This window comes from Morococcus cerebrosus (assembly GCF_022749515.1).
Taxonomy (GTDB): domain Bacteria; phylum Pseudomonadota; class Gammaproteobacteria; order Burkholderiales; family Neisseriaceae; genus Neisseria; species Neisseria cerebrosa.
In genome coordinates, this window is record NZ_CP094242.1 from 732,015 (window position 1) to 746,328 (window position 14,314).

Sequence of the window (14,314 nt, forward strand, 5' to 3'; positions counted from 1 at the left end):
TGATGGTTCAGATGTAGTCTTTTACGTTCGGGCTTCTGCCGAACACGGCTTCGTGCGATTGGCGGATACAGAGCCGGTTGAACATGACGCGTTGGGTTTGGTCGCCGTCGATAATCTTCACTTTGCCTTGCAGTTTCGGCGCGTCATGATGGAAAGTATTTTTAAAATCGTGCCAGCGTGCGGCTTGCAGGTGGACGACGGCAAACATATCGTGGGAAATATTGACGCCGATGCTGATGAGTTCGGACGATGCCTGAAGGCAGAAACCGCTGTCGCCGAAGAGGCACAGCCCTGTATCGTCGGGATAGCGGAACAGCTCGATTTTCACGGCTTGAGGTTCGGCAAAAACGGCGCAGAACAACCGCTCAAACAGCGACGGTTGTGAAACGCCTTCGCTCAACATGCCATACAGCCCTGAGAGCCAGTTGACATAGCCGAGAAAGGAAAAATGGAAATCCTGCATGATGGATTCGATGCGTTTCGGGTCGCGGCGGCTGATGAGGCTGACGAACTCGAATCCCGCTTCGGGGAGCCGTGAACGCAGGACTTGAAGCAGGCGGTAGGCAAACGGGTTTTGATGGTTGCGGGGATTGCGCAAAATGCCGAGGAATTTGAGCCGCAGCACGCGCCACAGCGCATCGGGGACTTTGACTGAATCGGTCTGATTCAAACACGTTCTGCTCGTTTTAGCGAAACTCGCTTCGCTCGTTTTCAGACGACATCCGGGCAGCGTGCGCAGGTGTTCGCAGGCATCTTCGTAGCCGCTTTCGTGGCGGTTAAACCAGCTTTCGAGGTTGTATTGGTTGCCGGTGTTTTCAACGAAAGTCAGCGTGTAGAGGTTTTTTGCCGCCAGATTGCCGATGATGTTGACGCTTGCCACTTCGGGCAGGGCGGCCGGTTTGGCGGCGTGTTTGCGTTTTTTCCTTTCATCATGCGGCTGATGGGGATGAGTGCCAAACAAGGATAGGGGTAGCCGGTAAACATTTTGGTTTTGCGGACTGACTTGGGGATTGTGCGCATGCTGCCGTTGTTCAGTTTGGGCGATATAGTGGTGTTCCTTGGTCGGATTCGCCGTCAAAAGCGCATAGGGCTTACTGCTGCCTTCGGGGAGCGGCTGGTCGCCTAGGATGAAAACTTGTCGGGTCATGGCTTGGGAAAGGTCGTCTGAATGTGCCGATTATAGTTTATCGGGGCAAAGATGTTCAAAATCCCTGCAATAGAGTGGAACGCAGGTTTTATGGCCGATTGAAATAAAAGGGCTGTCATTCCCGTCTGTGTTTATACAGCGACGGGATAAGGGATCAATTGCTTTGGTTTGAATTGGCTGGATTGAGTTTTCAGACGACCTAAAACCGGTTTTTCAATTCCCGCAGCGCCGCGAACACTTCCAAACCGTTGTTCAATCGCTTCCCTGCCAATTCCTCAACCCGTTCGCGGACTTGGGGCAAATCGACCCGTAAAAACGGATTGATTTTGCGTTCATGCGCAAGGGTTACGGGCAGGGTCGGCGTATGTTCCGCCGCGCGTAAAGCCGCTTGAATATCGGGATTCTCCGGTTCGATAAATTCGGCGAAACGCAGGTTGGCGGCGGTGTATTCATGCGCAGGATAAAATAGCGTGTCTTTGGGCAACTGATTGAATCTTTGGAAACTGTCGTACAACTCTTCTATCGTTCCCGTAAACACCCTGCCGCAGCCGGCAGAGAATAATGTGTCGCCGCAGAAAACGTGTAAACCTTCGGCGTTTTCCAAAAGATAGCTGACGTGGCGGTCGGTATGGCCGGGCGTCGCCCACACGGTAACCAGCCCGTCGCCGAAGGGAAACTGCGTACCCGCCGTAACCGTATGCGTTGCCAAGTCAATATCCGCCTCGCCGTACACGGGCGATTCCATAAAACCGTTTTTAAGGGATTGGACCCCGCCGATATGGTCATGATGCAGATGGGTAACCCACGTTTGCGCCAGCATCAGGCGGTTGTGGACGAGGAATACCAAAACGGGCGTGGCATCGGACGGATCGACGCAGGCGGCGTGGTTGCCGTCTTGAATCATCCAAATGTAGTTGTCGTTTAGGGCTTTGACGGGGGTGATTTTCATGATGTGGTTTTCTGACTTGGAAATAGCAGATTTTAGCTGATGATGAAAAGGTCGTCTGAAAATCTTGAACAAGTTTTCAGACGACCTTTTGTATGAACGGATAAAAATAGCGGCAGAGGGTTCGGATTATTTTTGATCTATGTGTTCATATCCGGGGCAATCTGCATTGCTTGCCCAAAAGATACCGTCGCTGTCGAGATAGACGGAGCAGGTCTCTTTGCTTTTGTATCCGTCATTCGGCTTGGCTTCGAGCAGGAAGCCCGAGGCGGACGGATTCTTTTTCTCTTCTGGGGTGTTTTGATAGTTGAAAAACTGGATGGTGAAGTATTCGTTTTGAACCAGGTCTGTTGCCGGGAACTTCTCAAACGTACGGTTTTGCGCGTAGAAGCGTTCGAGGTTTTTGGCGTTGATCAGCAGCTCGGAACGGACGTTCTCCAAACGGCTTTTACGGATAAAGCGTTCGTAGGAAGGATAGGAGAGGGTGGCCAGGATGGCGAGGATGACGATGACGATGAGCAGCTCGACCAGCGTGAAGCCTTTTTGTAATGTGTTTTTCATGATATGTCGTAATTTTTATTGTATGGGCGGGAATTCAGACTGCAATTATAGTTCTTTTCTCCCATTTTGAATGTTTGGATAAATTTCAGGATTGGGAAAATATGTAAATGCGTTGCAATATCTTGGAAATGGTTTTTTATAAAATGATTATAAAACAATTTATTATGATTTTATTTGATTTGCCGTTGACTTGGCTGGAGTAAAGGCTTGCAGTAAAATCCGCTCGTTTTCAGCGTTTTCGGCGGATAAGTGTTGGGATTATGCGACATGAATCGGGTGCCGGATTGAACAGATGAAATGGATGAATCAGAAAGTCAGTTATGGCAAAAATTATTAATAAATGGACGGTTGGAATAACGGTTGCTGCGGTGCTTGGGTTTGCTGCGTGGTCTTATTTCCAGCCCGAACCTCAAACTTCTTACATCACGGAAACGGTCAAACGCGGCGACATCAGCCAGACGGTATCCGCTACGGGCGAGATTTCGCCGTCGAATTTGGTGTCGGTGGGCGCGCAGGCTTCGGGGCAGATTAAGAAGCTGTACGTCAAGCTCGGGCAGCAGGTTAAAAAAGGCGATTTGATTGCGGAAATCAATTCGACCACTCAGGTGAACACGCTGAATACGGAAAAATCCAAGCTGGAAACGTATCAGGCGAAGTTGGTTTCCGCCGAAATCGCGCTGAACAGCGCAGAGAAGAAATACAAGCGCGAGGCGGCTTTGTGGAAGGAAAACGCGACGTCCAAAGAGGATTTGGAAAGCGCGAAGGATGCGCTGGCCGCGGCTAAGGCAAACGTTGCCGAGCTGAAGGCTTCCATCAAGCAAACCAAAATTTCCATCAATACCGCCGAATCGGAATTGGGCTATACCCGCATTACTGCGACGATGGACGGTACGGTGGTGGCGATTCCGGTGGAAGAAGGGCAGACCGTGAACGCGGTGCAGTCCACGCCGACGATTATCCAATTGGCGAATCTGGATACGATGTTGAACAAAATGCAGATTGCCGAAGGCGATATTACCAAGGTTAAAGCGGGGCAGGACATTTCGTTTACGATTTTGTCCGAACCGGATACGCCGATTAAGGCGAAGCTCGACAGCGTCGACCCGGGCTTGACCACGATGTCGTTGGGCAGCTATACCACCAGCACGGACACGACTTCCAATGCGATTTACTACTACGCCCGCGCGTTGGTGCCTAATCCCGACGGCAAACTTTCCATCGGTATGACGACGCAGAATACGATTGAAATCAACAGCGTGAAAAACGTTTTGCTCGTGCCGACGCTGACGATTAAAAAACACGACGGCAAATCGTTTGTCAGCGTTTTGGGCGCGGACGGTAAAGCTTCGGAACGCGAGATTACGGTCGGTCTGAAAGACAGTATGAATACCGAAGTCAAAAGCGGTTTGAAAGAAGGCGACAAGGTGGTGATGTCGGAAATGAGCGCGGCGGAGCAGGCTGAAGCGGCACAACGCGCCATGCAGGGCGGTCCGCCGAGATAAATAGGCAATAGGTCGTCTGAAAGTTTTGTTTCTTGGCAAAATCCCCTTTCAGACGACCTTTCCACTCCATACATCATTATCGGTCGGAAACACTTATGAGCTTAATCGAATGTAAAAACATCAACCGCTACTTCGGCAGCGGCGCGAACCGCGTTCATGTTTTGAAAGATGTCAGCCTGTCGATAGAGAAGGGCGATTTCGTCGCCATCATCGGGCAGTCCGGTTCGGGCAAATCCACGCTGATGAACATCCTCGGCTGTTTAGATAGCGCGACTTCGGGTTCGTATCAAATCGACGGCATCGAAACCGCCAAAATGGAGCCGGACGAATTGGCGGCATTGCGGCGCGAACGCTTCGGCTTTATTTTCCAACGCTACAACTTGTTAGGCTCGCTGACGGCGCGGGACAATGTCGCCCTGCCTGCCGTGTATATGGGCATGGGCGGCAAAGAGCGTTCTAATCGTGCGGAAAAATTGTTGCAGGATTTGGGTTTGGAAGGCAAGGAAGGCAACAAACCCAGCGAGCTTTCCGGCGGTCAGCAACAGCGCGTCTCCATCGCCCGCGCCCTGATGAACGGCGGCGAAATCATCTTTGCCGACGAACCGACCGGCGCGCTCGATACCGCCAGCGGCAAAAATGTGATTGAAATCATCCAAAAGCTGCATAAAGAAGGGCATACCGTGATTATGGTGACGCACGATCCCGGTATTGCCGCCATCGCCAACCGCATCATCGAAATCCGCGACGGCGAAATCATCTCCGACAGTTCAAAAAATCCCGAAATCCCCGAAAGCAAAATAGAACGCATCAAAGAAAAATCTTCGTGGCTGTTTTATTACGACCAATTCGTCGAAGCCTTCAAAATGTCGGTGCAGGCGATTATGGCGCACAAAATGCGTTCGCTCCTCACCATGCTCGGCATCATCATCGGCATTGCCTCGGTCGTATCCGTCGTCGCTTTGGGCAACGGTTCTGAGAAAAAAATTCTCGCAGACATCAGCGCGATGGGGACGAACACCATCAGCATCTTCCCCGGACGCGGTTTCGGCGACAGACGTAGCGGCAGGATTAAAACCTTGACCATTGACGACGCCAAAGTCATCGCCAAACAAAGCTACGTCGCTTCCGCCACCCCGCAGACGACTTCCGGCGGCACGCTGACCTACCGCAACACCGACCTGTCCGCCTCGCTGTACGGCGTGGGCGAACAATATTTCGACGTACTCGGGCTGAAGCTGGAATCAGGGCGTCTGTTTGACGAGAGCGATGTGAAAGAAGACGCGCAAGTCGTCGTGATCGACCAAAACACCAAAGAAAAACTGTTCGGCGCGGACGTCAATCCCTTGGGTAAAACCGTCCTCTTCAATAAACGCCCGCTGACCGTCATCGGCGTGATGCAAAAAGAAGAAAATTCCTTCGGCAACTCGGACGTATTGATGCTCTGGTCGCCCTATACGACCGTAATGCACCAAATCACCGGCGAAAGCCACACCAACTCGATTACCGTCAAAATCAAAGACGACGCCAACACCCAAGTCGCCGAAAAAGGACTGACCGAGCTGCTCAAAACGCGGCACGGTACGGAAGACTTTTTCATGAACAACAGCGACAGCATCAAGCAAATGGTTGAAACCACTACCGGCACGATGAAACTGCTGATTTCCTCCATCGCCCTGATTTCATTGGTTGTCGGCGGTATCGGCGTGATGAACATCATGCTGGTGTCCGTAACCGAGCGCACCAAAGAAATCGGCGTGCGCATGGCGATCGGCGCGCGGCGCAACAACATCCTGCAACAATTCCTGATTGAAGCGGTCTTAATCTGTATCATTGGTGGCTTGGTCGGGGTAGGGCTGTCCACGCTCATCAGCCTTGTGTTCAACCATTTCGTCACCGAATTTCCGATGGAAATTTCCATCGGTTCCGTTATCGGCGCGGTTGTCTGCTCGACAGCCATCGGCGTGGCGTTCGGTTTCATGCCCGCCAACAAAGCCTCCAAACTCAATCCGATTGATGCCTTGTCTAAGGATTAAAGTTTCAGACGACCTCCAAACCCAAAAGGTCGTCTGAAAATCCCGTTTGGCTATTGTCATCACAATGAACATATAGTGGATTAACAAAAATCAGGACAAGGCGACGAAGCCGCAGACAGTACAGATAGTACGGAACCGATTCACTTGGTGCTTCAGCACCTTAGAGAATCGTTCTCTTTGAGCTAAGGCGAGGCAACGCCGTACTGGTTTAAAGTTAATCCACTATACACACACCGAGGAAAACCGAATGATTACCCTACATGTATTGGCACAATCCCGCGCCCTGCGCATCGTCTGGCTGCTCGAACTCATCGGCGCGCCGTATCAAATCAAAACCTACGCGCGTCATCTCGAAACCCTGCTCGCGCCCGACGAACTCAAAGCCGTACACCCGCTGGGCAAGTCCCCCGTTATCGACGACGACGGATTCGTACTCAACGAAAGCGGCGCGATTACCGACTACCTGATTCAAACCTACGGCGGCGGACGCTTCATGCCCGAACGCGGCAGCCAAGATTATTGGCATTACCAACGCTGGCTGCACTATGCCGAAAGTTCGCTGATGCCTTTGTTGCTGCTCAGATTAGTGTTCCGCAAAATAGAAAACGCGCCCATGCCGTTTTTCGTCAAACCCGTCGCACGCAAAATCAGCGGCAACGTCAAAAACGGCTTTATCGAGCCGCAAGCCGCCCTGCATCTAGCCTATGTCGAAAACGAATTAAACGGCAAAGACTGGCTGATCAGTAACCAACTCAGCGGCGCGGACATCATGATGAGTTACCCGCTGCAAGCCGCCGCCGACCGCTTCGGATTGGCGGAATATCCCAACATCCGCGCCTATTTGCAGCGCATTGAAAACGACCATGCCTATCAAACGGCGGTACAGAAAGCAGGCGGCCCGCTGCTGCGTTTGGATAAATAAGGTCGTCTGAAAAAGCAAAAGTCGGGTCAGAACCCGACGCACGATTCACACAATACATTGCGAAAACAGCCCGAGCGTCGTCCGAACCCGCAACATTTTTCAGACGACCCCTCCCGAAACAGGCATCTCAAGCCTTCAATACAAGGAAACCTATGGACGTTTACGCAAAATACGCTGCCCATCCGCAAAGCGGCATCGAACAAATCAAAGCTTCCTCCGGCACTCCTGCCGCCGTATCCGAATACGGCGCAGGCAAACTATGGGATGCGCTGCATTTCGTTCTGACCGGCAAAGGCTCGGACGATGCCGACGCGGCAAACCCGTTGAGCAAAGCCATTATCGGCAACATTTTGCGGCAGGACGAAGAAGCGGGCGAACACACCGGCTGGATCGACGATACCGAAACCGCTGAAGTAGCCCAAGCCCTGAACCAAGCCGACTTCGCCGCGCTGCTTGACGGCAAAACCGCAGCAGATTTCCAAAACAGCCAAATCTACCCCGATATTTGGAGCGACGAAAAAGCCTTTGCCGAAACCCGTACGGAATTGGCGCAGCGGTTTCAAGAACTTGCCGCGTTCTACCAAACTGCCGCCGAACAGCATTGCGGCGTAGTGGTCAGGATTTCATGATTTCAGACGACTTGTTTGAATGGGCAGAGGTCGGCGGATTCGCATTTGAAGTGCAACTTTCCATAACAGAAAAAGGCCAGTATGCGGTAGCATACGGCCTGTCCTGCAAGAAAGATTGCCATGAGCTACACACAACTGACCCAAGACGAACGATACCATATCCAATACCTGTCCCGCCACTGCACCATCGCCGAAATCGCCAAACAGCTCAACCGCCACAAAAGCACCATCAGCCGAGAAATCAAGCGGCACTGCATCCAAGGACAGCAATACAGCGCCGAAAAAGCACAGAAGCAAAGCCGGCTGACCAAACAGCACCGGCGAAAACCCTATAAACTCGATTCGCAGCTGATTCAACACATCGACACCCTTATCCGCCGCAAACTCAGTCCCGAACAAGTATGTGCCTACCTGCATAAACACCACGGGATCACACTCCATCACAGCACCGTTTACCGCTACCTTCGCCAAGACAAAAGCAACAGCGGCACTTTGTGGCAACACCTCAGAATATGCAGCAAACCCTACCGCAAACGCTACGGCAGCACATGGACCAGAGGCAAAGTGCCCGACCGCGTCGGCATAGAAAACCGACCTGCTATCGTCGACCAGAAAACCCGCATCGGCGATTGGGAGGCCGACACCATCGTCGGCAAAAATCAGAAAAGCGCGTTATTGACCTTGGTCGAACGCACTACCCGCTACACCATCATCTGCAAATTAAAGAACTTAAAAGCCGAAGACACTGCCCGGGCGGCCATTAGGGTATTAAAGGCATATAAAGCCAGAGTCCACACCATCACCATGGATAACGGCAAAGAGTTCCACCAACACACCAAAATAGCCAAAGCCTTGAAGGCGAAAACCTATTTTTGCCGCCCTTACCATTCTTGGGAGAAAGGGCTGAATGAGAACACCAATGGACTCATCCGGCAATATTTCCCCAAACAAACCGATTTCCGAAACATCAGCGATCGGGAGATACGCAGGGTTCAAGATGAGTTGAACCACCGGCCGAGAAAAACACTTGGCTACGAAACGCCAAGTGTTTTATTCTTGAATCTGTTCCAACCACTGGTACCCTGGTGTTGCACTTGAAATCCGAATCCAAGGTCGTCTGAAAAAAGTAGGTCGGATACTTGTATCCGACATAAATTCAAATAAGAAATGCCTTTGCCGTCATTATTGCGCAGGCGGGAATGACGGCAGCAAAAGTAGAGTGGGCTTCGCCCGCGAAAACAAGTTGATCCATCCGATTGCAGGTTTTCAGACGACCTCCAAACCAAAGGCTAAAACATGAGTCCCGACAAAGTACGACGAAGCAAGCTGAACACGCTGACCGACCTGCCCAATGTCGGCAAAGCCGTGGCGGAGGATTTGGCTTTGCTCGGCATCACGCAGCCGCAGGATTTGGCGGGGCAGGACGCTTACGAAATGTACGACCGTCTGTGCAGCCTGACCGCAACCCGACACGATCCCTGCATGATCGATATTTTCCTGTCGCTGGTTGATTTTATGCAGGGGAACGAACCAAAGCCGTGGTGGCATTTTACGGAACAGCGAAAAGCGTTTTTAGCCGATAAATAAACGCAGCCGATGAGATTGTTCAGACGACCTCCCAAACGTTTAGCTCGTCTGAAACCTTAAACCGAAAGATACGATATGCAGACAAAACCTTTTTTTCAGACGGCCTTATCCCTGTCGCTCGCCCTTGCCTTAAGCGCGTGCGCCGTCCACAGCACCGACAAAAACCTCACGCTCGAATCGACGGGGCAGGTGATGAGCGCGGCGGAGACCGCCGAACGCTACGACGTGAACGGCAACTGGTGGGAAATCTACCAAAGCCGGCAGCTCAATGCCTTGATGGCGCAGGCTTTGGAAAACAATATCGATTTGAAACAGGCGGCCATCAGCGTCAATAAAGCCCTGTATCAGGCGAATATTTTGGGGGCGGATTTGGTGCCGTCGTTCAGCGGTTCGCTGGGCGCGTCCACATCCAAAAACCTGAAAACCGGCAGCCACGGCAACACCTTCAGCAGCCAGCTCGGTTTGAGCTACGAATTGGATTTGTGGCGCAAACTCAGTGCCACCGCCGACGCGCAAGTCTGGGAATACCAAGCCACGCGGCAGGATATGGCGAACACGCGCCTGACTTTGATTAACAATGTCGCCGACGCCTATTTCAACATCGCCTATCTCAACGAAGCCATTGAATTGGCGCAAAAATCCCTCAAGCAATATCAGGAAATCAACCGCATTGCCGAAGCCAAGTTCCGCTACGGCAGAGCCGATTCCAGCCAGCCGACGCAGGCGAAACAATCGCTGTTGAGCGCGCAAAACAGCCTGATTTCCCTGAAAAGCAGCCTCGACACGCAAAAACAGGTGTTACGCAACCTGCTCAACCTCAAACCGAACGAAGCCATCGCTGCCGACCCCGCGCAATTCCGCCTACCGTCCGTCAAAGGCGTGAACCTCGACGTACCGATTACCGTATTGGCGAACCGCCCCGACCTGCGCGCCGCCGAATACCGCCTGCAATCTTCGCTCCAATCCGTCGAAGCGCAAAAACGCAGTTGGTATCCCTCGATTACATTGGGCGCGAGCTTGAGCACGTCGTCTGAAAAAGCCAAAAGCACGTTCAATATCCCGCTCTTGGGCGGCTCCGCCACCATCAACCTGCCATTCCTCAACTGGCAGACCATGAAATGGAAAGACAAAACCGCCCAAGCCAATTTCGACAGCGCCAAACTCGACTTTGAAAAAGCCCTGACCACCGCGCTGAACGAAGTCAACACCAACTACCTCGCCTACCAAAACGCCCAAGCCGCGCTCAACAACCAAGAGCAGCGTTACGCCTTGGACAAGAAAAACAGCCGCTACTACCAAGTGCGTTACCAACACGGCAAAAACGAGCTGAAATACTGGCTGGAAGCGTTGAACACGGAATACGGCTCCGCCCAAAACGTGCTGAACCAGCGGTACGAGACGCTGAAATACGAAAACATGGTGTATAAAGCGATGGCGGGACGTTATACGCCGAAGTAGGAATGAGCAATTTCAAAATGCCGCCTGAAAAGTCAGACGGCATTTTTAATTTTGTTAATCAAATTCATCGAAGATGATGTAGCCAGTTCTTTATTTGACTGACCTGATGTACAAGAAATACTTACTTTAAAACCACGGCAAATGGCTAATTACGGCGGATTTAAGCATTGGTTCTTTCTGATTTTTCCGCACACCGCAAAGAGCAGCAGTATCAGTAGTTTTGTTGGTGCTTTTTTGAGGCATTGTGCCATGCACCAACAAAAGCACCGACATTTTTATGCCGATTCGGGTAGATTTGTGTAAACGGGAAAAGACGAGAAACGGGGAACAATAAAATGTAATACTGAATAAAATTATTTATATACAAATGGTTGTATATAAAAGTAGGGCGGAGATACAAGCAAGCAGCGGGCGTTTTCGGCGGCTTGGCGGGCTTCTACCAGTGATATGGTCGGATATTTGCCGATAGTAAATGTTTTCTCTTTGCCGTCTATACGGTATTTCAGGCGGAAAACTTTCCCGCCCGCTGGGGTAACTTCAAGATATAAGCCGCCGCCGTCAAACATCTTGGTCTTTTTCCCTGTTTCGGCGGGCTTGGCGTTTTTGATTTGTCGGTCATTCAGCGGCATAGTGGGGGTATTTTCAGATACCCCGAATCATCCCCCCTGATTTTGGTTGATTCAATTAGATTAAATTAGACGGCGTTATGTAGCCCAAAAGAAAACAATGGAATATAAAGAAGTCTGAAACCCTTGCATTTACAAGGATTGGTTAATGGCATTAGACGGGATTAAACGAAAAAAAAACGCTTAGAATTTCTAAGCGTTTTTGTATGTTGGTGCGGACGGAGAGACTCGAACTCTCACACCTCTCGGCGCCAGAACCTAAATCTGGTGCGTCTACCAATTTCGCCACGTCCGCGTGATGAAACTCGGGATTATACACAAAGTATCCTGCTCTGCAAACAATCTTTGGCTTGAAATTGCTTTATTCCGACCGATATAATGGCAGGTCGGTTATCTGCCGGAACACACTAATATCAAAGAGGAACATCATGCCTGTTTTACTGATTCAGGATTTTTTACAGACACAGGGTTTGAAGCTGTCTTCAGACGACCTCCGTATTGCTTATCTGACCGCGAAGACGGTGATGGATATGGGCAATGCTTCGATTGACCGCTCGGTTTTGTGGCGTGAGGAAGACGGCTGGAAGCTGGCAGACCATATTGAAGAAACGCCTGAAAACGAAGTTTTGCTCAAACAGGTTTTCATGGCTTTGGATTCGGTATTCAGCCGTGCAACAGCCGTCAAAAGCGCGGCGGTTTACATCCACCTTCCGGGCGAACCGCATGCAAGGCTGGTTCGTATCGCAGCACAAGGCGAGCTTTTGGAGAACCTGCTGGCGGTTCATGAAGAAAACGGTACGGTTTACCTTGCCTGCCGTACGGCGCAAAGCGGTTGGATGAATATTGCCAACGATATAGCTTATTGGCTTTCGCTGGACGAAATCCAAGGCAGTCGGAACGAGGGGAGCGGAAGCCAGTTATCCATTCCTGTGGCTACTCAAAATGGGACGGTTTTGGGCGTGGTTCATGTTGAATTTGCCGATAAAGATCAAGCCGATGAAGCAGCCCAAACGGATTGGTCGGCGCTGGCTTTGGCACTTGCCGAGCCGCTGAAAGCATTGGCAGGCATCGAAGACAAGGAAGAAGAACATGAATAATACCTTGAAATTCGTCGCCTCCTGCCGCCTGCCGACCGAATGGGGCGACTTCACTATGCACGGTTTTGAAGAACCGAGCGGACAAGAACACATCGCTTTGACGATGGGCGATTTTTCAGACGACCTCCCCGTTCTGACCCGCATCCACTCCGAATGTTTGACCGGCGATGCCCTGTTTTCCAAAAAATGCGACTGCGGTCCGCAGCTTGAAGCGGCGATGAAAGCGGTTCAGCAAGAAGGGCGCGGTGTCATCGTTTATTTACGTCAAGAAGGGCGCGGTATCGGTTTAATCAACAAAATCCGTGCCTATAAGCTCCAAGACGAGGGGATGGATACGGTCGAAGCCAACCTTGCACTCGGGCTACCCGTTGACGCGCGCGATTTTACGCTTGCCAAGCAAATCTACGACCATCTGAATATCCGCGCCGTCAAGCTGCTGACCAACAATCCCGAAAAAATTCAGACGTTGAAAGATGCAGGCATCAATGTCGTCGAACGTATTCCGCTCCATGTCGGCGAGAATGTTGAAAACGAACGTTATCTGCACACCAAAGCCGATAAATTGGGACATATGATTTTTGATTGAGGGCAGGCGGGCGTATTCCCCGCCTTTTTTCGTTTTCAGACGACCTTTTCCCAATCCGTATCCCGATATTGTTATAATCCGAGCTGTCCGGACAACCACCGATTTATATCCATATGAACACCTTCATCCTCCACGACACACGCCCTTATCCACAGACTCCGGTTAAAAACCATTTACTGATAAACGCCTCCCTGCTCGCACACGGCACGACCGCTGCAACCCGCAAGATTGCTGTGGGGCAGTTGCAAACCGAAATCCGCAGCCAGCTTCATCAAAACTACTACGTCAACCTGTCCGTCGCCATGACCATGGCGCCCGATGTAGAGACTTACAACGCGCTGATGCAGAGCATCAATCAAGTCTTATCCGCCGAAAACGACGACGAAGCACAATGGTTTGCCCTGCCCGTCGTCATCGTCGCCGGCTGCAAACAGGAGCGCACGCTGCCCCTGACGCTGCCTACCGAAGCACTGACCGCCTGCCTGTCCAACTATCCCCACTTGCGCGCTTTAACGCAAAACACCCAATGGCTGCCCTTCCTCGCCCATTCAGACGACCTAAGCGGCATCACGCCCGAACAGTGGTGGAACGCGAAACAAAACAGCGAATCCGCCGCCGCGTTCCTGCAAACCTTTGAAGACAAACCGCTGATCTGCCCCGAAGGACAGTCTGTCCACGTCGTTTACGCGCTGGGCTACGGCGACAAAAACCTGCAAACCGCCTTGGGCATCAACCTGCAACAGGCAGGCCTGCCGCTGATGCAGGTTTGGCAGGAAAGCCTTGCCACCGCCGGCGTTACCCTCTTCACCAACCCGCTGTCTCCGAACACCCCGCTCCAAGCCCTGACCGACGGCAGCCACACCCGTCAGCGCATGGCGATGGACGTGTTCGCCACCAACGCCATCCGCGCCATCCGCATGCAGAGTCCGCGCGTCGGCGTCGTCATCGCTGCAAGGGCGGGCGGGCAGATTCTGTTCGGTTTCAACGCGACCGACAGCGCGTTTGAAGTCGTCCCGCAAGTGTTCGTGTGGAACCTTTCGTCTTCCGACAACATCGCCGTCATCCAACACAACTTCCTCGACCTGATGGCGGAATGCCGCGTCGAGCATATCCGCATCCTGCACGACGTTTTGCCGGAAAATGCCGACCTGCCGACCTACGCGCAGTCCCTGTCCCTGGACGGACACAACCCATTCTTCTCCGAACACGCCTAAACCGCC

At 51.9% G+C, this 14,314-nt stretch carries 14 protein-coding genes and 1 tRNA gene; 10 read left to right on the plus strand and 5 right to left on the minus strand.

What is annotated here, in order from left to right:
- Positions 1 to 7 precede the first annotated feature (7 nt).
- The 3 genes from MON37_RS03360 to MON37_RS03370 all read right to left on the minus strand — a co-directional run bounded on the left by MON37_RS03360 (position 8) and on the right by MON37_RS03370 (position 2,654).
- Complete coding sequence (locus tag MON37_RS03360; RefSeq protein ID WP_039407574.1) at positions 8 to 1,147, minus strand: hypothetical protein; 1,140 nt, start codon at positions 1,145 to 1,147, stop codon at positions 8 to 10.
- Positions 1,148 to 1,346: 199 nt separating this feature from the next.
- Positions 1,347 to 2,096 (minus strand): hydroxyacylglutathione hydrolase, encoded by a 750-nt coding sequence (gene gloB / locus MON37_RS03365; RefSeq protein WP_039407572.1) that lies wholly within the window; start codon positions 2,094 to 2,096, stop codon positions 1,347 to 1,349.
- A gap of 126 nt (positions 2,097 to 2,222) precedes the next feature.
- On the minus strand, positions 2,223 to 2,654 hold the full coding sequence (locus tag MON37_RS03370; RefSeq protein WP_039407570.1) for a type IV pilin protein: 432 nt from the start codon (positions 2,652 to 2,654) through the stop codon (positions 2,223 to 2,225).
- A 320-nt stretch (positions 2,655 to 2,974) separates the two neighbouring features.
- Here MON37_RS03370 and MON37_RS03375 point away from each other — a divergent pair, with 320 nt between their 5' ends.
- The 7 genes from MON37_RS03375 (at position 2,975) to MON37_RS03405 (ending at position 10,785) form a co-directional block, all read left to right on the plus strand.
- On the plus strand, positions 2,975 to 4,156 hold the full coding sequence (locus MON37_RS03375; RefSeq protein WP_039407568.1) for an efflux RND transporter periplasmic adaptor subunit: 1,182 nt from the start codon (positions 2,975 to 2,977) through the stop codon (positions 4,154 to 4,156).
- Positions 4,157 to 4,251: 95 nt separating this feature from the next.
- Positions 4,252 to 6,189 (plus strand): MacB family efflux pump subunit, encoded by a 1,938-nt coding sequence (locus MON37_RS03380; protein WP_039407566.1) that lies wholly within the window; start codon positions 4,252 to 4,254, stop codon positions 6,187 to 6,189.
- A gap of 247 nt (positions 6,190 to 6,436) precedes the next feature.
- Positions 6,437 to 7,111, plus strand: coding sequence for a glutathione S-transferase family protein (locus MON37_RS03385; protein ID WP_039407563.1), 675 nt, complete (start codon positions 6,437 to 6,439; stop codon positions 7,109 to 7,111).
- A gap of 152 nt (positions 7,112 to 7,263) precedes the next feature.
- The gene (locus MON37_RS03390; RefSeq protein WP_039407561.1) at positions 7,264 to 7,740 is read left to right on the plus strand and encodes a DUF1877 family protein; all 477 of its coding nucleotides are present in this window, start codon (positions 7,264 to 7,266) and stop codon (positions 7,738 to 7,740) included.
- 120 nt (positions 7,741 to 7,860) lie between these two features.
- On the plus strand, positions 7,861 to 8,838 hold the full coding sequence (locus tag MON37_RS03395; RefSeq protein WP_242883762.1) for an IS30 family transposase: 978 nt from the start codon (positions 7,861 to 7,863) through the stop codon (positions 8,836 to 8,838).
- A gap of 198 nt (positions 8,839 to 9,036) precedes the next feature.
- Positions 9,037 to 9,327: a helix-hairpin-helix domain-containing protein gene (locus MON37_RS03400; protein WP_039410156.1), complete on the plus strand. Its 291-nt coding sequence runs from the start codon at positions 9,037 to 9,039 to the stop codon at positions 9,325 to 9,327.
- A 75-nt stretch (positions 9,328 to 9,402) separates the two neighbouring features.
- On the plus strand, positions 9,403 to 10,785 hold the full coding sequence (locus tag MON37_RS03405) for a TolC family protein (RefSeq protein ID WP_039410154.1): 1,383 nt from the start codon (positions 9,403 to 9,405) through the stop codon (positions 10,783 to 10,785).
- A 353-nt stretch (positions 10,786 to 11,138) separates the two neighbouring features.
- On the opposite strand, the gene MON37_RS03410 is transcribed toward MON37_RS03405, so the two are convergent.
- Together MON37_RS03410 and MON37_RS03415 are read right to left on the minus strand one after the other, a co-directional pair.
- Complete coding sequence (locus MON37_RS03410; protein WP_082013666.1) at positions 11,139 to 11,414, minus strand: Arm DNA-binding domain-containing protein; 276 nt, start codon at positions 11,412 to 11,414, stop codon at positions 11,139 to 11,141.
- Positions 11,415 to 11,621: 207 nt separating this feature from the next.
- Positions 11,622 to 11,706: transfer RNA gene (locus MON37_RS03415), tRNA-Leu, on the minus strand.
- 133 nt (positions 11,707 to 11,839) lie between these two features.
- Here MON37_RS03415 and MON37_RS03420 point away from each other — a divergent pair.
- The 3 genes from MON37_RS03420 (at position 11,840) to MON37_RS03430 (ending at position 14,308) form a co-directional block, all read left to right on the plus strand.
- Positions 11,840 to 12,508, plus strand: coding sequence for a hypothetical protein (locus tag MON37_RS03420; protein WP_039410151.1), 669 nt, complete (start codon positions 11,840 to 11,842; stop codon positions 12,506 to 12,508).
- Positions 12,501 to 13,094 carry a GTP cyclohydrolase II gene (ribA, locus tag MON37_RS03425; protein ID WP_039410147.1) on the plus strand — a complete coding sequence of 198 codons (594 nt, stop codon included), beginning with the start codon at positions 12,501 to 12,503 and terminating at the stop codon, positions 13,092 to 13,094. Before MON37_RS03420 ends, ribA begins: the two co-directional genes overlap by 8 nt.
- 113 nt (positions 13,095 to 13,207) lie before the next feature.
- On the plus strand, positions 13,208 to 14,308 hold the full coding sequence (locus tag MON37_RS03430) for a hypothetical protein (protein ID WP_039410144.1): 1,101 nt from the start codon (positions 13,208 to 13,210) through the stop codon (positions 14,306 to 14,308).
- The last annotated feature ends 6 nt before the right edge of the window (positions 14,309 to 14,314 follow it).